The 21,033-nt window shown below is 33.6% G+C and carries 17 protein-coding genes; 5 read left to right on the plus strand and 12 right to left on the minus strand.

Going from position 1 to position 21,033, the window contains the following annotated elements:
• Nucleotides 1-228 precede the first annotated feature (228 nt).
• From GMC_RS0103645 to GMC_RS0103665, 5 genes are all read left to right on the plus strand, one after another.
• Nucleotides 229-1,746, plus strand: a complete 1,518-nt coding sequence (locus tag GMC_RS0103645) for a trypsin-like peptidase domain-containing protein (protein WP_010520859.1) — start codon at nt 229-231, stop codon at nt 1,744-1,746.
• Between the two features lie 631 nt (nt 1,747-2,377).
• Nucleotides 2,378-5,065: a T9SS type A sorting domain-containing protein gene (locus GMC_RS20495; RefSeq protein WP_010520860.1), complete on the plus strand. Its 2,688-nt coding sequence runs from the start codon at nt 2,378-2,380 to the stop codon at nt 5,063-5,065.
• A gap of 658 nt (nt 5,066-5,723) precedes the next feature.
• A complete protein-coding gene (locus GMC_RS0103655; RefSeq protein WP_010520861.1) occupies nt 5,724-7,040 on the plus strand; it encodes a dicarboxylate/amino acid:cation symporter in 1,317 nt (438 codons plus the stop codon).
• 31 nt (nt 7,041-7,071) lie between these two features.
• Nucleotides 7,072-7,431 (plus strand): DUF8840 domain-containing protein, encoded by a 360-nt coding sequence (locus tag GMC_RS0103660; protein WP_010520862.1) that lies wholly within the window; start codon nt 7,072-7,074, stop codon nt 7,429-7,431.
• Between the two features lie 102 nt (nt 7,432-7,533).
• Nucleotides 7,534-8,556, plus strand: coding sequence for an FAD:protein FMN transferase (locus GMC_RS0103665; protein ID WP_010520863.1), 1,023 nt, complete (start codon nt 7,534-7,536; stop codon nt 8,554-8,556).
• A gap of 79 nt (nt 8,557-8,635) precedes the next feature.
• Here GMC_RS0103665 and GMC_RS0103670 read toward each other — a convergent pair whose 3' ends face one another.
• The 12 genes from GMC_RS0103670 to GMC_RS0103725 form a co-directional block, all read right to left on the minus strand.
• Complete coding sequence (locus GMC_RS0103670) at nt 8,636-9,265, minus strand: NAD(P)H-dependent oxidoreductase (RefSeq protein WP_010520864.1); 630 nt, start codon at nt 9,263-9,265, stop codon at nt 8,636-8,638.
• Between the two features lie 62 nt (nt 9,266-9,327).
• Nucleotides 9,328-10,053, minus strand: coding sequence for a pirin family protein (locus GMC_RS0103675; RefSeq protein WP_010520865.1), 726 nt, complete (start codon nt 10,051-10,053; stop codon nt 9,328-9,330).
• Between the two features lie 174 nt (nt 10,054-10,227).
• Entirely contained in the window at nt 10,228-12,066 is a 1,839-nt protein-coding gene (locus tag GMC_RS0103680; protein ID WP_010520866.1) for a DUF885 domain-containing protein, read from the minus strand.
• 416 nt (nt 12,067-12,482) lie between these two features.
• A complete protein-coding gene (locus GMC_RS0103685; RefSeq protein ID WP_010520867.1) occupies nt 12,483-13,256 on the minus strand; it encodes a class I SAM-dependent methyltransferase in 774 nt (257 codons plus the stop codon).
• Nucleotides 13,257-13,306: 50 nt separating this feature from the next.
• Nucleotides 13,307-14,119 (minus strand): type I methionyl aminopeptidase, encoded by an 813-nt coding sequence (gene map / locus GMC_RS0103690; RefSeq protein ID WP_010520868.1) that lies wholly within the window; start codon nt 14,117-14,119, stop codon nt 13,307-13,309.
• Nucleotides 14,120-14,221: 102 nt separating this feature from the next.
• A complete protein-coding gene (locus GMC_RS0103695) occupies nt 14,222-14,866 on the minus strand; it encodes an outer membrane beta-barrel protein (RefSeq protein WP_010520869.1) in 645 nt (214 codons plus the stop codon).
• Nucleotides 14,867-14,980: 114 nt separating this feature from the next.
• Nucleotides 14,981-16,495, minus strand: coding sequence for a 2,3-bisphosphoglycerate-independent phosphoglycerate mutase (gene gpmI, locus GMC_RS0103700; protein ID WP_010520870.1), 1,515 nt, complete (start codon nt 16,493-16,495; stop codon nt 14,981-14,983).
• A gap of 268 nt (nt 16,496-16,763) precedes the next feature.
• Nucleotides 16,764-17,531, minus strand: coding sequence for a M48 family metalloprotease (locus GMC_RS0103705; protein ID WP_010520871.1), 768 nt, complete (start codon nt 17,529-17,531; stop codon nt 16,764-16,766).
• 6 nt (nt 17,532-17,537) lie between these two features.
• Nucleotides 17,538-18,131 (minus strand): CAP domain-containing protein, encoded by a 594-nt coding sequence (locus GMC_RS0103710; protein ID WP_010520872.1) that lies wholly within the window; start codon nt 18,129-18,131, stop codon nt 17,538-17,540.
• A gap of 33 nt (nt 18,132-18,164) precedes the next feature.
• On the minus strand, nt 18,165-18,848 hold the full coding sequence (locus GMC_RS0103715) for a M15 family metallopeptidase (protein WP_010520873.1): 684 nt from the start codon (nt 18,846-18,848) through the stop codon (nt 18,165-18,167).
• Between the two features lie 45 nt (nt 18,849-18,893).
• On the minus strand, nt 18,894-20,126 hold the full coding sequence (locus GMC_RS0103720) for a T9SS type B sorting domain-containing protein (RefSeq protein WP_010520874.1): 1,233 nt from the start codon (nt 20,124-20,126) through the stop codon (nt 18,894-18,896).
• A 10-nt stretch (nt 20,127-20,136) separates the two neighbouring features.
• Complete coding sequence (locus GMC_RS0103725; protein ID WP_010520875.1) at nt 20,137-21,033, minus strand: arabinofuranosidase catalytic domain-containing protein; 897 nt, start codon at nt 21,031-21,033, stop codon at nt 20,137-20,139.

Genomic DNA, 21,033 nt, shown 5'->3' on the forward strand with positions numbered 1-21,033 from the left:
GGCAATTAGTAATTAGCTGTTGGCTTTAAAATAGCCAAAGGCTAATAGCTAATTGCAAAAAACGGATGTTTAAAAAGTAATGACTTTTAGTCATAACCGAAACTATGGTGCTTTTAGTTCATAGTGGTTCATTTGAATATTAGTTTTAATTCATATAAAGGGGAATGCTATTTGAAAATTTTTGTAAAGTTTGATATTGTTTGCATAGAGAGTATGTTTAGAAAAAGATTGTTCTTAATACTTATAATAGTTGCTAAGCTAATTTATGCTCAAGATTCCTTTAATAAGCAACATGGTATAGACAAAAAATATACTTTTGCAATTAATGAGAAGGTGGTGTATACCCTCAAAAATTCGGGAAATTGGACAACTTTAACAAATGGAGATCGGCAATGGGCACTTAATTTATCCCGAAAAGGTGCATCATTAATCAGTTTATTATTTAATAAATTTTATTTGCCTCAAGGGGCAGAATTAAGATTTTCAACTCCTAATAAAAATGAGGCATTTACTTTAACTCATGATAAAAACCCAAAATCAAGAAAATTAGGAAGTTGGCCTTTGAGTGGTGATAAAATTGTACTAACATACCTGGAACCTAATGCTGTCGCTGGTCAAGGTATAATTGAAATTTGTCAAGTAGTCAAAGGCAAATCTAATAAGATAGTAAGCAATCATTCGGGTAAAAAAGTAATTGGTAGCACGAATGAATGTGATGTAGATGCCATGTGTGATATTGATAATGAAATAGTAAACAATTTAAAATCTAGGCTAATCCATTCGGTTGTTTTAATTAATACGGGATTTGGGTCATCCTGCACAGGAACATTAATTAACAATGTCAATAATGATGGTAAATTATATGTATTAACAGCAAATCATTGCATAGGAAATAGTGATCCTGCTTTTTGGGCTTTTCGTTTTAACTTTTTTAATGATCAAGCTATTTGTTCTGATCCTGAATTTCAAACATTTTCAGATTTCCAAATTCTTAATGGGGCTAAATTATTAGCAAGAAACGCAAAGACAGATTTTGCATTATTAGAAATAGAAGGAACGTTAAATCCAGATTGGAATGTTGAATGGGCCGGTTGGAACAATCAAAAAATAGCTCCTAAAGCTAGTTTTTGCTTACACCATCCGCTTGGTAGACCAACCAAACTAGCGTTGGATTTTCACGATGCATTATTAGATGAAATTTCTTTTCGAGATGTTCAAACCAAAGTGTGGTCAATTGACCCTGTTTTTGGGAGTTGGGATTTAGGAATTACCAGTGTGGGGTCTTCAGGATCTGCTTTATTTAATTTCAAAGGACAAATTGTCGGTCAACTATTAGGAGGAGTAGCTAAGTGTTTGGTAAATTTTGACAATGACAAACAGGATCATTACGGCAGGTTTGATCAGTCATGGAATTTAAGCTCAAATGAAAATGAATCATTACAAAAATGGCTAGATCCTGATAATACAGGAACTGAGTCTATAGGAATGTTGTCTACAGAAAAAAAATTTAATAAAAATTCACTTAAAATTTTCCCCAATCCTGTTAGTGGTAAAATTTTATCTTTTAATCAATTGATTAAAGGAGGTTATAAAATTTATATATTATCTGGTATTGTATTACAGCAAATACAAAATACGTTTTTTTCAAGCGTTAATGTGACTACTTTAAATGCAGGTCAATATTTAATTGAAATTACTGACCAAAATGGCGAAAAAGTGGTAAAACACTTTCTTAAGTCCAATTAGCAAACAAAACTTTTTACTTTACATAGGGGGTTAGTTGATGTTTATTCCAAACTAATCTAGCAGAAGATAGGACAACTATCTTTTTATATTTTTTAGGGATCAAATACTGTTATACTCATTCTGATTTTTAATTTTGAAGAATCATGCGAATAGGATGCCCTTTATTTTCTGAAACACCTGATAGTACGACTTGCTAAGTTTTAAATACTCAAAATCATTCTAAAATTAAAGATGACTGTTTTGAGATACTATTGATTATGTAACTCAAAAATCCTTTAAAAAACTTCTAAAAAAACCTAAAAACACTTGTAACTTTTGTTTAAAGGGATATGTCATCTTTTATAATTACCATAGGTGTATTTTTAAAAAAATGCATTTGCGTAGGTAGGCTCTACTATAAATAACCAAAAGGTTGGATAAAATACACCTGGTTAATGAGCAAAAAAAATTATTTTTTTATTTGATTTAGGTTGTATCAAAATAAAAATTCGATTAAAATCTAATTTACAATAATATAACTGCTATTTAATTTTGTATGTAGTAAAAGTACTACGATGCTAAAAAAAAGTATGTCAGTTACCTATTTTAGCCAGACTCTAAAACAAATTTTTAAGTTAACTAAACTTTTAGAATGAAAAACACTAAACAATTTAACAAAATTAAGCTATTATCATTTGCGATAATCGGTGTAGGTTTTGTGGGTACTGCTCAAAATGATTGGGATAATATTCCAGTTCCTGCAAATGCTGGCTCAGGAAATGAATGGCAATTACAGGACAAAACTTCAGATAATTTTAATTATAAATTTGATGAAGTAAATCGAAGATCAAATTTTGGTAATGGTAAATGGTATAATTTTTATCATAATCCTTGGGATGGACCAGGAACAACTTATTGGAAGCACAACCACGTGTCAGTAGATGGGAAACATTTAAAATTAAGAGCGTCTAGATGGAATAGATTGAGCCAACCTAATCCTCAATATTCATCAAATGTTAATGATGCTAAAATGAAGAGACCAGATAACGGGGTTAGTTCTGGTTGTGTAACATCACATGCTAAAGTTGTATTTCCTGTTTTTGTGGAGTCTGCAATAAGTGTAGCTAATATTGATTTAGCATCTTGTTTTTGGTTATTAAGTCCAGATGATACACAAGAGATTGATATTATAGAAAACTATGGAGGTGTTCCAGGGTTTAATCACGTAACTCACATTAGTCATCATAGTTTTATCAGAAATCCTTTTCATGATTACCAACCAAGAGATTGGAATAGCTGGTGGCCAGATGCACGTGTAAATCCCAACTATGGATGGGGTGATTGGGCTTGGAACAATGGAAATAGAAGATTTTTACGTTTAGGAGTAAATTGGATTAGTCCAAAACACTTTGAATATTTTGTTGATGGAGAGTTAGTGAGAGTATTGTATAACGATGCTATTGCGACTAGAATGAATGGAACATGGGAGTACACTTATTACGTTAGGCAAAATCCTGCAAATACAAAAGATTCTTTTGGAAATAATATAGGAGGAATGCCAGTTAATTATACTTCTGGTAATCGTAATGGATATTCTCAAGTTGTTCAACATAGTTCATCTGATTCATTTGTTTTTTCGAAGTTAGAAGAAGCAAGTAATGCTTCAAATGGAATAAATGTTGTTGATCCAGGAAGGTATCAAAATGGGCGAGGTTTTTACAAAGAAATGGATATCATTATTAATGTAGAATCTCAAAGTTGGTTAGTGTCTAGAGGGCTAACACCAAATAATTCAAAGCTTAGTGATCCAAGTAGAAATAGCATGTTAGTAGACTGGGTTAGGGTTTATAAGCCAGTGAAATCAACAGATACACCACAACCAGTTGTAGTAAACGGTGGTACAGTAACAGGCGGGCCTTACACATTTACAGTTGGCGATGGCATTGCCGATAATGTTTCAGGAGTAAGTGTTTCAGGAAGTAAAGGAGCAAAAACAGGATGGATTGTAACGGATGAAGCTTTGAATATTTTAGGAACACCACCAAGTCCAGAAGCGGTAAATTTTGATGGCGCAGGAACAGGGGTATGTTTCATTTGGCATATTGCTTATGAAGATGGATTGGAAAATTTATCAACGGGTAATAATGTTTCTGACTTAAAAGGAAATTATGATTTGTCTGATAATAGCGTAAGAGTTATCAGAAATGAAGTTGTTGTTGATCCTATTGGTGGACAAACATCGACGGTTATACAGGCTGAAAGCTTTGTGAGTACTGGGGGTACTTTTAATGGATGGGAAAGATATACTACCCCTTTAGGAATTAAAGGAACCAACTTTAATCAAACTGGTGATTATGCAGAGTTTGATGTAACTATTTCTGAAGATGGTTTATATGATTTATCTTATTTTGTAGGAACTATTTTAGACGATACTGCTATTTCATTATACATTGATGATATTTTTGTAGCAAGAACGGAAGTAGTTAATAATGGGGATTGGGATTCATTTGTAAAATTACCACTAGCAGCCCCTTTTACTATTGGTGCAGGTGTTCATAAATTCAGATTAGAAGGTTCCGGAACAAATCCAGCTAAATATGAATGGAATATGGATTATTTTGAAGTAACTAAAGTAGATGATTTTAGTGTACTTGGTGCCGTTGATATGAATATTGAAGCTGAATCTTTTACTACAACAGGTGGAGCATTTAACGGAGTTCAAAAGTACATCACGTTTAAAAACGTTGAAGGAACCAACTTAAATCAAACTGGTGATTGGGCTGAGTATACCATTAACGTGCCTGTATCAGGAACATACGACGTTACTTATTACATTAGTACTCCTTTAAATAATACTGCTGTAGAATTTATTGTTGATGGCGAATCTAAAATGATTGACAACGTGTCTAATAATAATAGTTGGGATGATTTTAAAGCACTAAATTCGGCAAAAACAGTATTTTTAACCGCAGGTAGTCATGTGGTTAGATTACAAGGGGCAGGTACTAACCCTTTGAAATGGGAATGGAATTTAGATCGTTTTAATATATCAACAGCAGGTTCTAAAGCAGGAGCCAAAGAGTTAGAAACTATTAATGCTGATTTAATTAAAGTAGTGCCAAATCCAGTTGTTGATTTCTTTAGTGTTATCGGCTTGGAATCTGAAACAGTGTTAAACTATACTATTGTTGATATTGTTGGAGGAACTATCAAATCAGGTGTTGTTACCAATAGCGATAATGAAATTAATGGTTTAGGAGGATTAGCACAAGGTGTTTATTTTGTTAAAATTTACAATGATGCTGGTTTCAAAAAAGTGGTTAAACTATTGAAAAATTAATTTTAAATATTTGTAGGGTTAAGTAATTAATTGCTGTTTTCTTACTTATATAATTTACAAAGTTGAGGGCTAGAAGAAATTCTAGCCCTTTTTTTTATGGAATTGAAAATAAAAAAGGAAGACATAGTAACAGCTATTTTTAGTTGGAAATACTAAACTCACAAAATAGTAGCAACCAATTTATGGTCATAACAAATGATTTACGGTATTATTAGCGAAACTTCAATTTAAGTCGCTGTTGTGATCCATTTTCTTAAAACTGATTTTTCAAAGCTTCTTATTTGTAGATAAGACTACGTTTTTCATACTTTAGTAAGAAATAACAATACTGATTTTACCCTTAAATTATTTGAATAAAAAATCAGTACTCCTGATTCTGATTTAATAATGCTCAATAAAAACTAGAAACTTTTGTTTCCACGAGAAAAAATATTCGTAACTAAAAGTTAGGGGGTTAATTTATTTTAAAACATCAAGCGAAACAGCCCCGTTTTAAATGGGGGATTTAGTACTGGAAACGTTATGATTTTTTTGTTAGGTAAGGAGTAGTTCAGAAATGTTTATCATTATAGCGTTGTTTTTATTTAGAATATTGAGTAAGAATCCATCATTTCAAGTAAGGAGTTTAACATCAGAAACAGTATAAAACATTAAATACATGAAAAAATTAGCATTACACTGGCAAATAGTAATTGGAATGGTATTAGGGATAGTATTTGGTGTATTAATGACTAAATTAAATGGAGGTGCCCAGTTTGTTAAGGATTGGATTCAACCTTTGGGAACTATTTTTATTCATTTATTAAAATTAATAGCAGTGCCTTTAATTTTAGCTTCATTAATTAAAGGAATTAGTGATTTAAAAGATATTTCAAAATTTAAGCGTATCGGAGGGCGCACTATTTTGATTTATATAGGCACCACGGTTGTTGCTATTGTTATAGGATTGGTTTTAGTAAATGTATTAAAACCAGGTAATGGTATTACGCAGCAAACAATCACGAAATTGACGGAGACTTATGCTAGTGATGCTAAAATTGCTGAGCGTATTACTGAAGCTTCCAATCAAAAAAAAGCTGGGCCTTTACAGTTTGTGGTTGATATGGTTCCTCAAAACGCACTTGCTGCTATGAGTAACAATAAAATGATGCTTCAGGTTATTTTCTTTTCAATTTTTATAGGAATCTGCATGCTTTTAATTCCTGAAAAAGAGAGTGAACCTTTAAAAAAGTTTTTTGATAGTTTAAATAGTGTCATTTTAAAAATGGTAGATGTTATTATGTTAAGTGCTCCTTTTGCAGTATTTGCTTTACTAGCAAAAGTGGTAGTAACGGCTGATGATCCTGACATTTTGTTAGCACTACTACGCTATGCAGGTGTTGTAGCACTGGGGTTATTTTTAATGATTGGAGTGTATATGTTATTGGTAACTGTTATTGCAAAAAAATCACCATTATGGTTTTTGAAGCAAATAAGCCCTGCGCAATTATTGGCATTTTCAACAAGTTCAAGTGCCGCTACACTACCAGTAACTATGGAACGGGTGGAAGAGCATGTGGGTGTGGATCAGGAAGTATCAAGTTTTGTTTTACCAGTAGGGGCTACCATAAATATGGATGGGACTAGTTTATATCAAGCGGTTGCTTCAGTATTTATTATGCAAGTATTATGGCCCGAGGGTTTAACATTTAGTAATCAAATTAGTATTGTATTGGCTGCATTATTAGCATCTATAGGCTCAGCAGCTGTGCCTGGGGCAGGTATGGTAATGCTGGTTATTGTATTGGAAACGGTAGGTTTTCCGGCAGATCGCTTGCCAGTTGGTTTAGCTTTAATTTTTGCTGTAGACCGACCTTTGGATATGTTACGCACCACCGTAAATGTTACGGGCGATGCTACTGTAGCTACTATCGTAGCTAAAAGTGTAGGTAAACTTGGTAAGCCTAAAGTAAAAAATTGGGACGATCAATTGTAGTACTTCGTATTAATTGCCGAAATTTGCACATATGAGTAAGGAATTAACTGAACAGGAATTGCATAATTTGGCAATGAATATTGTAGGAAAGGATTTGGAAGAAAAAGGCTATGAGTTTTTAGCGGTGAATAGCAAGCTGAAAAAGGATCCTCAATTTGTAGCTTTAAAAAATAAAAAGCTGCATTTTGTTTTGGTACAGGCAATAGTATATCCTGATAATCCTAATGAATATGATGTTATTTTTTTTGAAACGATGAAACAGCATGCATTAAAATTTAAAGCACGTACATTTTATGCTCCCGTAGGCCTTGCCAATGCAGTGGATTACAACTTGCCTATGACTACAGAAGATGATTATGTGGTAAATTATCCTGGAATAAAGGAAATTTAAAAATTTATTGATGCTTGAACAATATTGTTTAGTGTCAATATATTTTATTTTCATAAATTAAATTTTATAGCTTTTCGTACGTTAACATTTCAGCTATCTATTATGTACAAAATTCATTTATTATTATTCATAGTAAGTTTGCTCATTTCTTGCAGCAGCAAAAAAAACGAACCTAAGGTTTATAACCAAACTGGTCGAGCACTTGGTACAACTTTTACTATTTTATATGTAGCTCCAAAACAGGTAGGTACTATGGAGACTAGTTTGGATAGTATTTTTCAGGTGATCAATAAATCGATGAGTACATATATTTCCACTTCAGATATTTCAAAAATTAATAGTGGAGATACCAGCGTTAAAGTTGATGCTATGTTTGCTGAGGTGTTTACGCTTTCCAAAAAAATTCATCAGGTGTCTAAAGGATATTTTGATCCAACTGTAGGCGAGTTGGTCAATGCATGGGGATTTGGTCCTAAAATGGGCGTAAAACAAATGCAGCCACAGGTGGTGGATTCGTTAATGCAATTTGTAGGTTTTGATAAAGTTAAATTAAAAAGTGATTATACTATTCAAAAAAGTCACCCTAATATATATTTGGATTTTAATGCCATTGCTAAAGGTTATTGTTTGGATCGTATTGCTGCTTATTTGGATAGTGAGTACATTGGTAATTATTTAATTGAGTTAGGTGGCGAATTGGTAGCAAAAGGAACTAAAATTATTGCTGCTCAAGAGCAGGTTTCTTGGACAGTAGGTATTGATGATCCCAATCAAACTACGGAGCGTACATTGATTACTACTTTAAAATTGAAGGATAAAGCCATGGCAACATCTGGTAATTACCGAAAATTTAGAGTGGATACCTTAACGGGCAAAAAATACGTACATACTATTGATCCTTTCACCGGATATACAAAACCATCAGCTATTTTAAGTGCTTCAGTAATAGCGTCAAATTGTGCTTTGGCAGATGGATATGCTACAGCTTTTATGGCCATGCCTTTAAAAGAAACAAAGGCGGTGTTAAAAACACAACCTTTGGATGCTTATATTATTTATAGCGATGCCTCTGGAAGTTTAAAAACTTATATTACCAATGGTTTTCAGTCATTATTGAATGAGTAACTCATTCAATACTTAAGCTACTATAGCTAAATTAAAAATTAGAAGCTTACTGGCAATAGCAACAATGTTGCGCTGTTATTTAAATAGTTTCAAACAAATCGTCAATAGGTTTTCGCACCTTAGGGGCGTTTGCAGTTGCATCTTCGGAAGATCGATAACCTACGGTTGTGATTACGGCAGCAGATAGGCCTTTGGCATTTAAGTCTAAAATTTCATTGTATTTTTCGGCATCAAAACCTTCCATAGGACAAGCATCTATTTTTAATTCTGCGCAAGCGGTAAGTAAATTCCCCATGGCAATGTAGGTTTGCTTTGCTGTCCAAACTTGTTGCATATCTTCAGAAAATGTATTGATCGTATTTTTCATAAAGCTACTATATCCTTCCAAGTTTTCTATTTCAATGTCTTGAATTTTGGATTTGAGTGAAATATAATCATCAATATTTTTGTCAACCACCTTTGCGTAATTACAAAAAACAAATAAATGCGAACAATCGGTAATTTGAGGTTGATCCCAAGATGCTGGTTTCAATTTTTTCTTTAATTCTTCATCCTCTATAATTAAAACTTTATAAAGCTGTAAGCCGTAGGATGACGCGGATAGTTGAATAGCTTCTTTCAATTTATTAAGGTCTGATTCTTTGACTTTTTTTGAAGAATCAAATTTCTTGGTGGCATAACGCCATTTCAAGTTTTCAAGTAAATTCATGATTTGTGTATGTATTTTATTTTAAAAATTGATTTAAATAAACTATTGCCATAAAATTGAAATCAATAGTCGATATGCATAGGAACTTCCATAACTAAAATACGCGTATTGTTATGAAGTGTTTCAAAATCAAATTCATTTGTTGCCCATATTCCGTAACCATCTCGGCGATCAAGTATTTCAGTATTAATTTTAATGCGTCCTTCCAAAACAAATATGTACACACCGTTTGATGAAGCATCATTTAAGGTGTAATTTCCTTTTATAGTATTTTCAAAATCTCCTAAATGAAACCAAGCATTTTGGTGTATCCAAACACCTTGATCGTCTTTGTTTGGCGAGAGTATTTGATATAGTTTATTTTTTGTTTGTATTTCCTTTAATGAAATTTGATCGTACTTTGGAGTAACATTTTGTTTATTTGGAATAATCCATATTTGTAAAAATTCAACAGGTTCGTCTTTATTTTCATTGTATTCGCTATGCGAAACACCCGTACCTGCACTCATTACTTGGACATCACCTTCTTTAATTACAGCTACATTATCCATGCTATCCATGTGCTTTAAATTCCCTTTCAGGGGAATGGAAATAATTTCCATATTGCTATGTGGATGCGTGCCAAAGCCTCTGCCTTCAGATACTACATCGTCATTCAACACTCTAAGTACCCCAAAATTCATGCGTTCAGGATTATGATAAGCAGCAAAACTGAAAGTATGATGACTGTTCAACCAGCCAAGATCAGCTTGTCCACGTGTATTTGCTTTATGTAGTATACTTTTCATGCGTTTTTATCCACATTATGTCAATTTATTTTTATGGTTATTTTAACTTAAAAAAAGTGTGTAACCATTTACATGTCTTGCATAATGAGTAGGAATATCTAATTTAAGTATATAAACATATATGGCAAGCGTGTTGCTTGCCATATATGTTTAATAAAATGTTAAATTTTAATTTTAAGCTTTGCTAGCCACCCATTCGTCAACCAATTTTTCCAGTACGTTTAAAGGTACTGCACCATTGGTAAGGACTACATCATGATATTCTCTAATATCAAATTTATCCCCTAATTGTTTTTTTGCTTTTTCGCGAAATTCTAAAATCTTAATCATTCCTATTTTGTATGCGGTAGCTTGACTAGGCATTACAACATGCCTTTCTACCATTTTTATGATATCGAATTCTTCCGTAGGCGTATTTTCTTTATAATAATTAATACCTTCTTCCCTAGTCCATTTTTTAGCATGTATTCCAGTATCAACGACCAAACGGCAAGCGCGAAATAATTCCATGGATAACCTTCCAAAATCGGAGTAGGGATCACTATAAAAGCCCATTTCCTTTGGAATAAATTCGGAGTATAGTCCCCAACCTTCGGTATAAGCGGTGTATCTGCCTAATTTTCTAAACATAGGAACATCTTTTAATTCCTGTGCAATAGCTATTTGCATATGGTGTCCAGGGATGCCTTCATGATAAGCCAATGCTTCCATTTCAAATTTAGACATGGATTTAATTTTATACATATTGGCATAGTAGGTGCCTGGTCTGGATCCATCTAATGCAGGTTGTTGGTAAAAAGCCATGCCAGCAGTTTTCTCACGGAAAGGTTCCACACGCTTAACGCGAATATCTGCTTTTGGTTTCGTTAAAAATAAATCGTCCAAACGGCTTTTCATGCTATCAATAATGTGCACTGCTTTTTCCATGTACTGTTCCCTACCTTTATCTGAATCCGCGTAATAAAACTGCTCACTATCCTGCATAAATTTGAAAAAGCTTTTTAGATCACCCTCAAAATTTACTTTTTCTTTTATAGCTTTCATTTCGTCTTGAATTCTAGCCACTTCTTGTAAGCCTAATTCATGAATATCATTGGCTGTCATTATTGTTGTGGTAGTTCTGGCTAAGGCATTATCATAAAATTTAGCTCCGTTGGGAAGCTTCCATACCCCAGCATCAGCGGTAGCTTTAGTTTCCTGTTTTTTCAAAAGCGCAATCAAGTTAGTATAAGCAGGTTTAACTGCGGATAATAAGCTTTGACTAGCTTGCTCAATAAGTGTTTTTTTTTCGGTGTCAGGAATTTCTAAAGCAGCTACCTTTTTTGAAAAATCTTCTAAAAGAGTACTTTTTTTACCTGAAGTCTCAAAAGGTTTTCCTTTAATAACGTTTTCACAGGCATCAATCACCTTAGGATATATAAATTTTGGAGGTATAATGCCTTTTTGATCACGTAATTGTAATTCAATAATTAATTGATCAAAAAATGTTTGGACACCATTTAGTCTAGTAATGTATGCTTCGGCATCTTTCTTCGTGTCAACACGATGCATGTTAATTAAAAATGCAGGTACTTGCGAGTGTACTCCAAACATTTGATTTACAGGGTAGTTATGAAACCTGAATTGATCATCAGCTATTTCATTCTCCATTTGTTGTACTGATAAATTGTAACTCAACAAGGTAGTCTTGTCTAAAGCTTTGGTATTCACGCTATCTAAAAGATATTGTAATCTTGCTTTTGTGCGAGCTAAAGATGCGTCTTTAGATTTTTGAGATAAATCATCCCATTTGTCATTATCAATTTTTTCACCTAAATAGGTGCGCATCATAGGCGAAAATGATTTTTCAATTTCAAATTGTTTTTGAAACCAATCATTTAACTCAGTCGAAGTTTTAGCTATTTGTTGTTGAGTAATTTCGGGATCGTCACTTTGAGCCGTATTTGTGTTTTCCTTGCAACTAAATAAAGTTAATAAAAATAGAAGTGATGCTAATGAAATACTAGTTTTCATAATAATGTTGGTTATGTGGTGATGCATATGCTATAATAAAACAATATCAAGTTAAGCTTAAAACTGCTTATTTTTCTACCCCTTTTTACTAATTGCCTAAAAACAAGAAATATTATTGGATGGCAAATTTTAAAAAGAATCCTAGTTCAAAACTACAAGCTAGCTCTATTAATTAAGTTTTAAATTAATATTATTTAATAATTAAGCCAGAAAGTTATTTTATAATATCTTAAAATTATTCTTTTTTGCAATTACTTAACATTTTATTTATTTTAAAATATAGGAATAGGTGTAAAATGAATTTTTATTGTGTTAATTAAAGTAAATTTTAATTTTAGTAGTGGGTGGCATTGAATTGCCCATAAGTAATGCTATTTTTTATATAAAACCTTAAAAAGAACAATAGGTTAATGTATTTAGGCTAATTTTTTACAAACAGGTATGATTTCGCCCTGAGCCAAACGAAATTGATCTATTTGCTGGTGGCTGAGGGAGGAGGTGTAATCAACTTCAGAAACATGAAAACCAATGGATCGAAGTTTGTTGAAATAATCTCTTCCGTAAACGCGCACATGATCGTATTGTCCAAAAATGCGTGTGCGTTCTTTTGGATCAGTAATTGTGTCATCTTCAAAAGTAGTTGCCCTATTCAGGTCTTGCGGAATTTGCATAATAGCCATACCTCCAGGGGCTAATACCCTAAACAGCTCTTGCATAGCGGTGGTGTCATCTGGGATATGTTCCAAAACGTGATTGCATAAAATAAAATCAAATTCGTTATCCTTAAAGGGAAGGTGGCAAATATCAGCTTTTATATCAGCTAGTGGTGAAATTAAGTCAGTTGTAGTATACTTAAGGTGGCTTAATTTTTTGAATCGGTTATAAAAAGCCTGTTCCGGGGCAAAATGAAGTAAGTTTTGTGGCTTTGTAAATAAATCAGTTTCATTTTTCAAATATAGCCAAAGTAACCGATGGCGTTCCAATGAAAGGGTAGAAGGGGATAATACGTTGGGTCTCGGATTTTCATACCCATAGGGTAAAAAAGTACGAAAGCTTTTTCCATCAATAGGATCCGTGTAGTTAGTTCCTTTTAAAAAAAAACTAAAAATAGGTTTAATGTAGTAACTGACTTTGATTAAAAATGGTCGGGGAAAAAGGCTTAAGCCCTTTTTAAAAAAATATTTAATCATTGTATTTAAACCATATAGATTAGTTTACAGCTCAAAAGAATACTTAGCTTTTATTGAGCTGTTTTTTTATACGGAGCTTCTTCGTTAGTTTCAATTCCTAACACCTCATGTACGTAATCAAAAGTAGATAAAATTTCTGGAGCACCATCAATAATAGCCACATCGTGTTCAAAGTGTGCGCTAGGTTTACCGTCGGCAGTTAAAATTGTCCAGCCATCTTTAAGTTGTTTTATGCTTTTAGTACCCATATTAGTCATGGGTTCAATGGCAACAACCATACCTTCAACAAATTTTTTACCTCGTCCTCTTTTTCCGTAGTTAGGCATTTCAGGTTCTTCATGCATAATGCGTCCCAATCCATGGCCTACTAGTTCTCGAACTACACCGTAACCAGCATCTTCCGTAAATTTTTGAATGGCATAACCAACATCGCCAACGCGATTGTTAATCCTAAATTGTTCGATGCCTACATAAAGCGAAGCACGTGTAACATCAAGCAAACGCTTTACGTTATCGGCAATTTCTCCAACGGCAAAAGTGTACGCATGATCACCGTAAAAACCATTTTTTAATGCACCACAATCAATAGAAATAATATCTCCTTCTTTTAAGGGTTCATTATTAGGAATCCCATGAACAACTTGTGCATTAGGACTCATACAAAGTGTATTAGGAAAATCGTATAATCCTAAAAAACCTGGCTCAGCGCCTTCAGCCCTGATAAATTCTTCAGCTAGTTTATCTAACTGAAGTGTAGTAACACCAGGCTTAACTTCTGCGGCAAGCATGCCTAAAGTTTTTGATACAATTAGCGCACTTTCTCTCATTAATTCAATTTCATCGCGTGTCTTAATGTGTATCATAAATAGGTATAAATTTTAAGCGGCAAATATACAAATTAGTTAGTTGTTCTTATAATTGAAAGTAGATTAGCTTCAAAATTATAATTACATTATTTAGCTTTATCAACTATTGGTTTTCCATTTGCCACCTCCTAAGTAAAAGCCTATTGTGATTCCTAAATAGGAGTTTTTAGAAGTTCCAATTCGTTTTTCTGTCAGATTTTCCAGGGCTGTATCTGGAGTAAGGTTATAATCTAAACTTAATCTGAATTTACTCCATTCTACCCCAGCTCTTAGCATACCACTTATGGTGGTTTCACCATCTATATTATTTTCCGAATCGTCTTCATCTTCATCACTGTCAAAAATTTTTACATCAATAGCAGTATTAGTCACAAAGCCAGCGCCTATTCCACCACCAATAAAAGGAGCAAAAGAAGAGTTTCCTTTATTAAAATAATAATCAAACGTTCCTAATATGGAAGAATTAATTCCTACGTCAAAAAATCTCAATCTACCACTTGTTTGATTAGTTACATTTTCTGTAGCTTTGGCTAAGAAAGCCCCTCCATATCGAACGCCTACATTCATTTGTTTTGATATATTGTATTTGGTTTCAAAATAAAATACGAATCCTCCGCCATCATCCTCTTCATTTAGGCTTGCGTAACCAAAATCAAGCCCTACTCTTAATTTGCCTTTTTCTTGTGCATAGTTATAGTTTAAATTGAATACTACAATAAATAATAATAATAAAATCTTTTTCATGGATTGTTGTTTTTATTTATAACAATTCAAGAAAGAATTACCCTAAATTTTTTTTAAAAAAAAATGGTATTTGACTTTTCAAATACCATTTTAAACTATACAATCAGTTTATAATTAGATTAATGGAAAACGTGTCATGGCTTCGGGTTGTTCCACGCCAATTAGTTTTAAAATAGTGGGAGCCATGTCACCCAAAACACCATCCTTAATAGCTTTAAGTTCATTGTCAATTAAAATTACTGGAACAGGATTGGTAGTATGTGCGGTGTGGGGGCTACCATCGGGATTCATCATGGTTTCGCAATTACCATGATCAGCAATTAATAAAGTAGTATATCCATTTTCTAAACCAGTTTCAATTACTTTTTTTGCACATTCATCCACAGCTTCACAAGCTTTTATTGCGGCTTCCATAATACCCGTATGCCCAACCATATCGCCATTGGCAAAATTCAAGCACACAAAATCAGCTTCTCCTTTTTTCAAATCCTCCACTAAGGCATCCGTTAATTCATACGCGCTCATTTCAGGTTTTAAATCGTAAGTGGCCACTTTGGGGGAATTTTTAAGTATGCGGCTTTCACCTTCAAAAGGAGCTTCCTGTCCGCCAGAGAAAAAGAAAGTAACGTGTGGATACTTTTCAGTTTCAGCAATACGAATTTGTTTTTTTCCAGCTTTAGCTAAAATTTCTCCTAAGGTTTCGGTAATGTTATCTTTATTAAAAATTACTCGGATTCCTGTAAAACTATCATCATAGTTAGTCATAGTTACATAGTACAAATCCAATCTTTTTGTATCTTGCTCAGGGAAATCATTTTGAGACAACATGTTTGTTAATTCTCGACCACGATCAGTTCTAAAATTGAAAAAGATTACTACATCCCCTGGTTCCACTTTGGCAACAGCCTTGCCGTTTTTGGTGGCAACTAGTGGCTTTGTAAATTCATCAGTAATGTCGTTAGCATAATTTTCTTTTAAGGATGCTACAACATCTTCAGTTGCTATACCTGTATTATTTACTATAACATCATAAGCTAATTTTACACGCTCCCAGCGGTTATCGCGATCCATTGCATAATAACGGCCTGTTAAGGTAGCAATTTCCCCAGTAGTTGCTTCCATATGTTGTTGTAAATCGGTAACAAACCCTGCGCCAGCTTTTGGGTCTACGTCACGACCATCAGTAAAACCGTGTACAAAAACATCAGTTAACCCTTTGTCATTTGCAGCTGACAATAAACCTTTTAAGTGATTAATGTGGGAGTGGACTCCACCATCACTTAATAAACCTAATAAATGAACTTTTTTATTATTTGCTTTCGCGAAGTCAAAAGCTTCGGTAAGTACAGTTTCATCTTTTAAAGTGTTGTTTTCAATGGCTAAATTAATGCGTGTTAACTCCTGATATACGATGCGTCCAGCACCAAGATTCATATGACCAACTTCGCTATTTCCCATTTGACCTTCGGGAAGTCCAACGTTTAAACCATCGGTACGAAGGGCAGCATTAGGATATTTAGTGTAAAGTGAATCAATAAATGGAGTATTTGCATTGTCAATAGCTGAAACTTTAGGATCAGGAGAAGTTCCCCAACCGTCCAGAATCATTAAAATCACTTTTTTATTCATGGTTTGGTTTATTTGTTAAGTTGCAAATATAGTACAAATGCATCCAAAATAACCAAGCAAATCTCGTGGTAGTGTGAAGTCCTTTTTGAAATTAAAAAGTAGTTGAAATTTTATATTGATAGCTATTAGCCATTTGCAATTAGCCATTTGCCAATATAATTAGTCAATTTTAATATTCAATAAATAATAGTCATTAGTCTTTAACCAACAGCCAAAAGCCGACTGCCATTAGCCAACAGCCATTTACTTTTTTTATAAAAGTTAGCAACTAATGTTCCTTGTATTTTTCAATAGCTTCACGTATATGTTCAATACGATTTTCAGGATCGGGGTGAGAACTTTGAAATTCAGGAATTCGGTTAGGTCCCGCGGCGGCTTTTAAAATTTTCATTACGCCAATCATTTCTTCAGGATTGTAACCTGAATTTATCATAAAAAGCACGCCAAGTTCATCGCTTTCTAATTCGTCTTCGCGACCATTTTTTAGAAGGGTAGTTTGTCCGTACTGATTGACTAAACCGCCAGCATCTGCACCTACTGAAGCTCCAGCCGAAATAGTTTTCCAAAAATCACTATCAGCAATACGTTCGGCAGAGTGCCTTCCTAGTACATGACCAATTTCATGCCCCAACACTCCAGCAATTTGATCTTCGTTTTGTAAACGTGCTAATAATCCGTAAGTCATAAAAATTTGACCGCCAGGTAACGCAAAAGCGTTTATCGATCGGTCATCATTTAATAAATGAAACTCGTATTTATAAGGTGTATCCCTTGCCATACTGGAATTTACTAGCTTGCCTCCAATAACGTCAATTAAAGTTTGTAGTTTGGTATCCGGGTGCAAACCTCCGTGTTGTTGTGCCATTTGAGGAGCACTTTGTATACCAATAGCAATTTCTTGCTGCGGATCCATGTTTATGTTTTGGACTCTGTTTGTGTAAGGATTTACAGTTTTATTGCTGCATCTTTTTACAAAAGCAAAAGCTACAATAACTACTCCAATGAGTAACCTAAACTTAAGTCCACCTCTACGCATATTTGTTTATTTGAAAAGTATATGTGTAAAATACAAAACTCCCTCGTCGTTTGCAATTGTTCCTATGCCAGAGTTGGTAAAGTCGCCTTCTAAATTTTTCCGATGACCTTCACTATCAATCCATGCATCAACTACAGCTTTAGCTGTCCGAAAATCAAATGCTACGTTTTCCGCATAGGAAGTTGCATTTTCATTTTTAAATAAAATATTTGATCTTTCATTGCCGTTGTCATGGTTAATATTGTTCCTATTTGCTTGATATTCTGAATGATTTAAGGCTTCAATTTTCGCAGTGTTATTATTAGTTAAGGCTGTCAAATTTTTTGAGGCACGGTATTCATTTATTAAAATTAAAATTTGATCGCTGATATTTTTTTGATCTCTTTCAAGTAAGTCTTGCGCTTTAGTATCAGATACTGAAGATGCATTGGCCGATGTGGCTTCATTTGTACTAAAAGTATCGTCATTGATTTGTCCTTCATTTAATTCGTCAAGAAATTGATCCAAACTTTTGTCTGAAATTTCTTGTTCTTCGCAAGAAAAAATTAGTATGCAGCCTATAGCAATCCCAGTTAGGGAAATTAATTTTAATAAATTCATAATGTTGGTTTTATGGGTTTGCAATATATGAATTTACTCAGGAATTAGCGTAGGTTTTATCTGTAAAATATTTGAATTTAAATAGTTTGAAATGAATTTTATCGATAAAAAATAACTTCCTGACGTGTTTTTTTGATTTAATTGTTTAATAATTTTGCATGAAATATATTCGGATAGCATCGATTTTGACGTGGGAGCGTAACTGTAATGCCAAGGTTCGTATTTGAATCCTTTTCTATTAGGATCAGCGGTATATACAAGTTCAAAGCCATAAGTAAGTGCATTTTTATCCAGCCACTGCTTCAGTGGATAAAAAATATTGTTTTTTTTAAAGTTTGTTGGATTTAGTAGGGAAGTGGGTGGATTGTCAATATCCAATACAATGTCAATATCAGTCCCCCAATGATGACGTGATGTTCCAGGTAAAGTAGAATATTCTATTATTTTATTTATGGCAGTTTCAGGTGAAAGTCCTTGATTAGTAAATTTTTTATACTTTCTATTCCAAATCTGTTGCTGTCTGGTAAAGCTACGGTAACTGGATACAATTTTAATTTTTATACCATCAATGGCAGCGGCTTTTTGCATTTTTAAAAAAGCGGTATACACTTCTCCCCTGAGGGAAAAAGGATTATTTGAATTTGCGGGTTTTACTTTACCTGTTAATTCATTGAATGAAAAGAGTGTTTGCTGAGCGGATAGGCTATTATTTGTCATGAAAAGTAAAGCATAAATTACTACTAGATACTTTACTATTTTTTTTTATCTATTAACATATAAATAGCCTGATTTACATTTGTGTCCACTTGCTGTCTGATAATCTAAAATATAAAAATAAGTACCTACAGGCAGTAAGTCATTTGTATTAATAGTTGCTCTACCATTTGATTTACCAGTAAATACATCAAAATCGTTAAAGTTATTATCATCAGTGCTTAAGGGGTTAGGATCTGTGTAACCTTCTTTTGAATACACAAGAACTCCCCAACGGTTATATATTTTTAATGTATTATCCGGAAAGTTATTAATTCCTTCAATTTTAAAATAGTCATTTTTACCGTTACTATCACTTGATAAGGCGCTAAAAATAGTAAGTTCTTCTCTTATTTCTCGTACGGTAGTACCGCCTATAGTGATTATTTCAAAATCATCGGGATTAAACAAATCAGAGGTGATTTCTCCATTTAAAACCGTGCCATTTGTACTCGTGTTTCCTAAGTTAACCCATTGTTGATCAGCTTTACTCCAACCGACTACTATTAATTCAGTAATGTTATTTTCATTTACTAAATCGCCAATATTACTCATGGCGTCCCATGTGAGTGTGGCTCTTGTGGTTCGATTACCATCTAAATCCCAAAATTCAACAGGTGTTACAAAGGCAATTTCATCCTTTTTTTCATTACGGTCAAAATTGGTTGCAAATGCCGATGGTGTGTCCGGGTTTTCAAAAAAATAAGCTGCTCGAGATGTGTTTTCAGCAGCAGCTGCCTGAACTGATATTGGTCTTAATCGAAAGGCATCTCCAACAGGAAAAAGATATTGTTCACTACCAGTATAACTGTTGTAACCATCAACATGAGTGTCATCGCCTTCATTTATATAAATATCAGTATCTACCAAATCAATGGATACTTGCGGGGTACTCCTAGGAGTAACAATATTTCCATCGACAAATAAAATGCCTGTGTTTACAATTGAATTTACTTCCAAATTAATGTCTTGCGAAACATTAACAATAAGATTAGCAAATTTAGGCGCATTTTCACCAGAAATTGTCAGCGAATTAGTGTCATTGTAAAAACCAACTTCACTTGTATTTCCATTTTCAGTAAATTCACCGTCATTTATGAGGTTACCATAAATTCCAAGTTGACTACTTCCGTGTGTTTGAATAGTACTACCATTATGATTTTTTATATCGCATGTATTTAGGGTTTGTCCGCTTAACGCAGAAAACATAACTATAAAAAAGAGGGTATAAATAGTTTTCATGGTTAATTGTTTAAATGTTCCAAAAGGTAATTTGATTATTTTCTGTATCTGTTAATTGATTACCAGTAACTTCCATGCGATACATTATTAGTTCAGTAATTCGGTTGTCAGCAAAATTGGCATTATTTCCATTTGAATATAAAATTCCAAAATTGTTGGTTGCCGTACAGCGTCCGTTGGTGTAATTACCAGATACAAGTACAGTGCCATTTTTACGAATGCTTTGTACCACACTTGCTCTTACAAATGAAAATTGTTGCCACTCATTGTTTGTATTACTAACGCTACGAACTGGATCACAACAAATGCCAGAATCAAAATATACTAAATCATTTGTCCAATTCAAATGTATTGACCATCGATTGCTATTATTGCCAGGTTGTCGGGTTCCAAAGGTAAATTGATTATTGTCGGTGGCATAAGCGGCAATAAACACTGTACCGTTGACACCAGCATTGGTTAATGTTTGAATACTAGTATTAACATCAAGCCTGTCATTAGCACCATCGCCGACAAAATAAGGTCGGGTTGGGTTGCTAGTAATAAATTCGGGTTGAAAATTAGCGGTATTCTGTACAGCGTTTCGGCCTAAGCCACTTTGGTCATACCAAGTAACTACAAATACTTGAGCCATTCCGCGCCAAGCATCAATAGCGCTAATATCTACAATATCATTACTTGCACAAAAAAAGTCTTGTTCTTGATTGTCACTATTTCTGCGTAAGCGTATTAAAGGGCCATTATAATCGGATTCTAATATACGCATTGAAAAGGCAAAACTAATGTCTGTTAGTTTATCATCAAGGAGGTGTTTTGATGCTAAGCTAGGGAACTGATTGTAATGTGCTATTTGGCAAAAACCAAAAGCAAAAAATAGTAAGTGAGTAAGAAGTACATAATATTTCAT

The organism is Aquimarina agarivorans, assembly GCF_000218485.1.
Taxonomy (GTDB): domain Bacteria; phylum Bacteroidota; class Bacteroidia; order Flavobacteriales; family Flavobacteriaceae; genus Aquimarina; species Aquimarina agarivorans.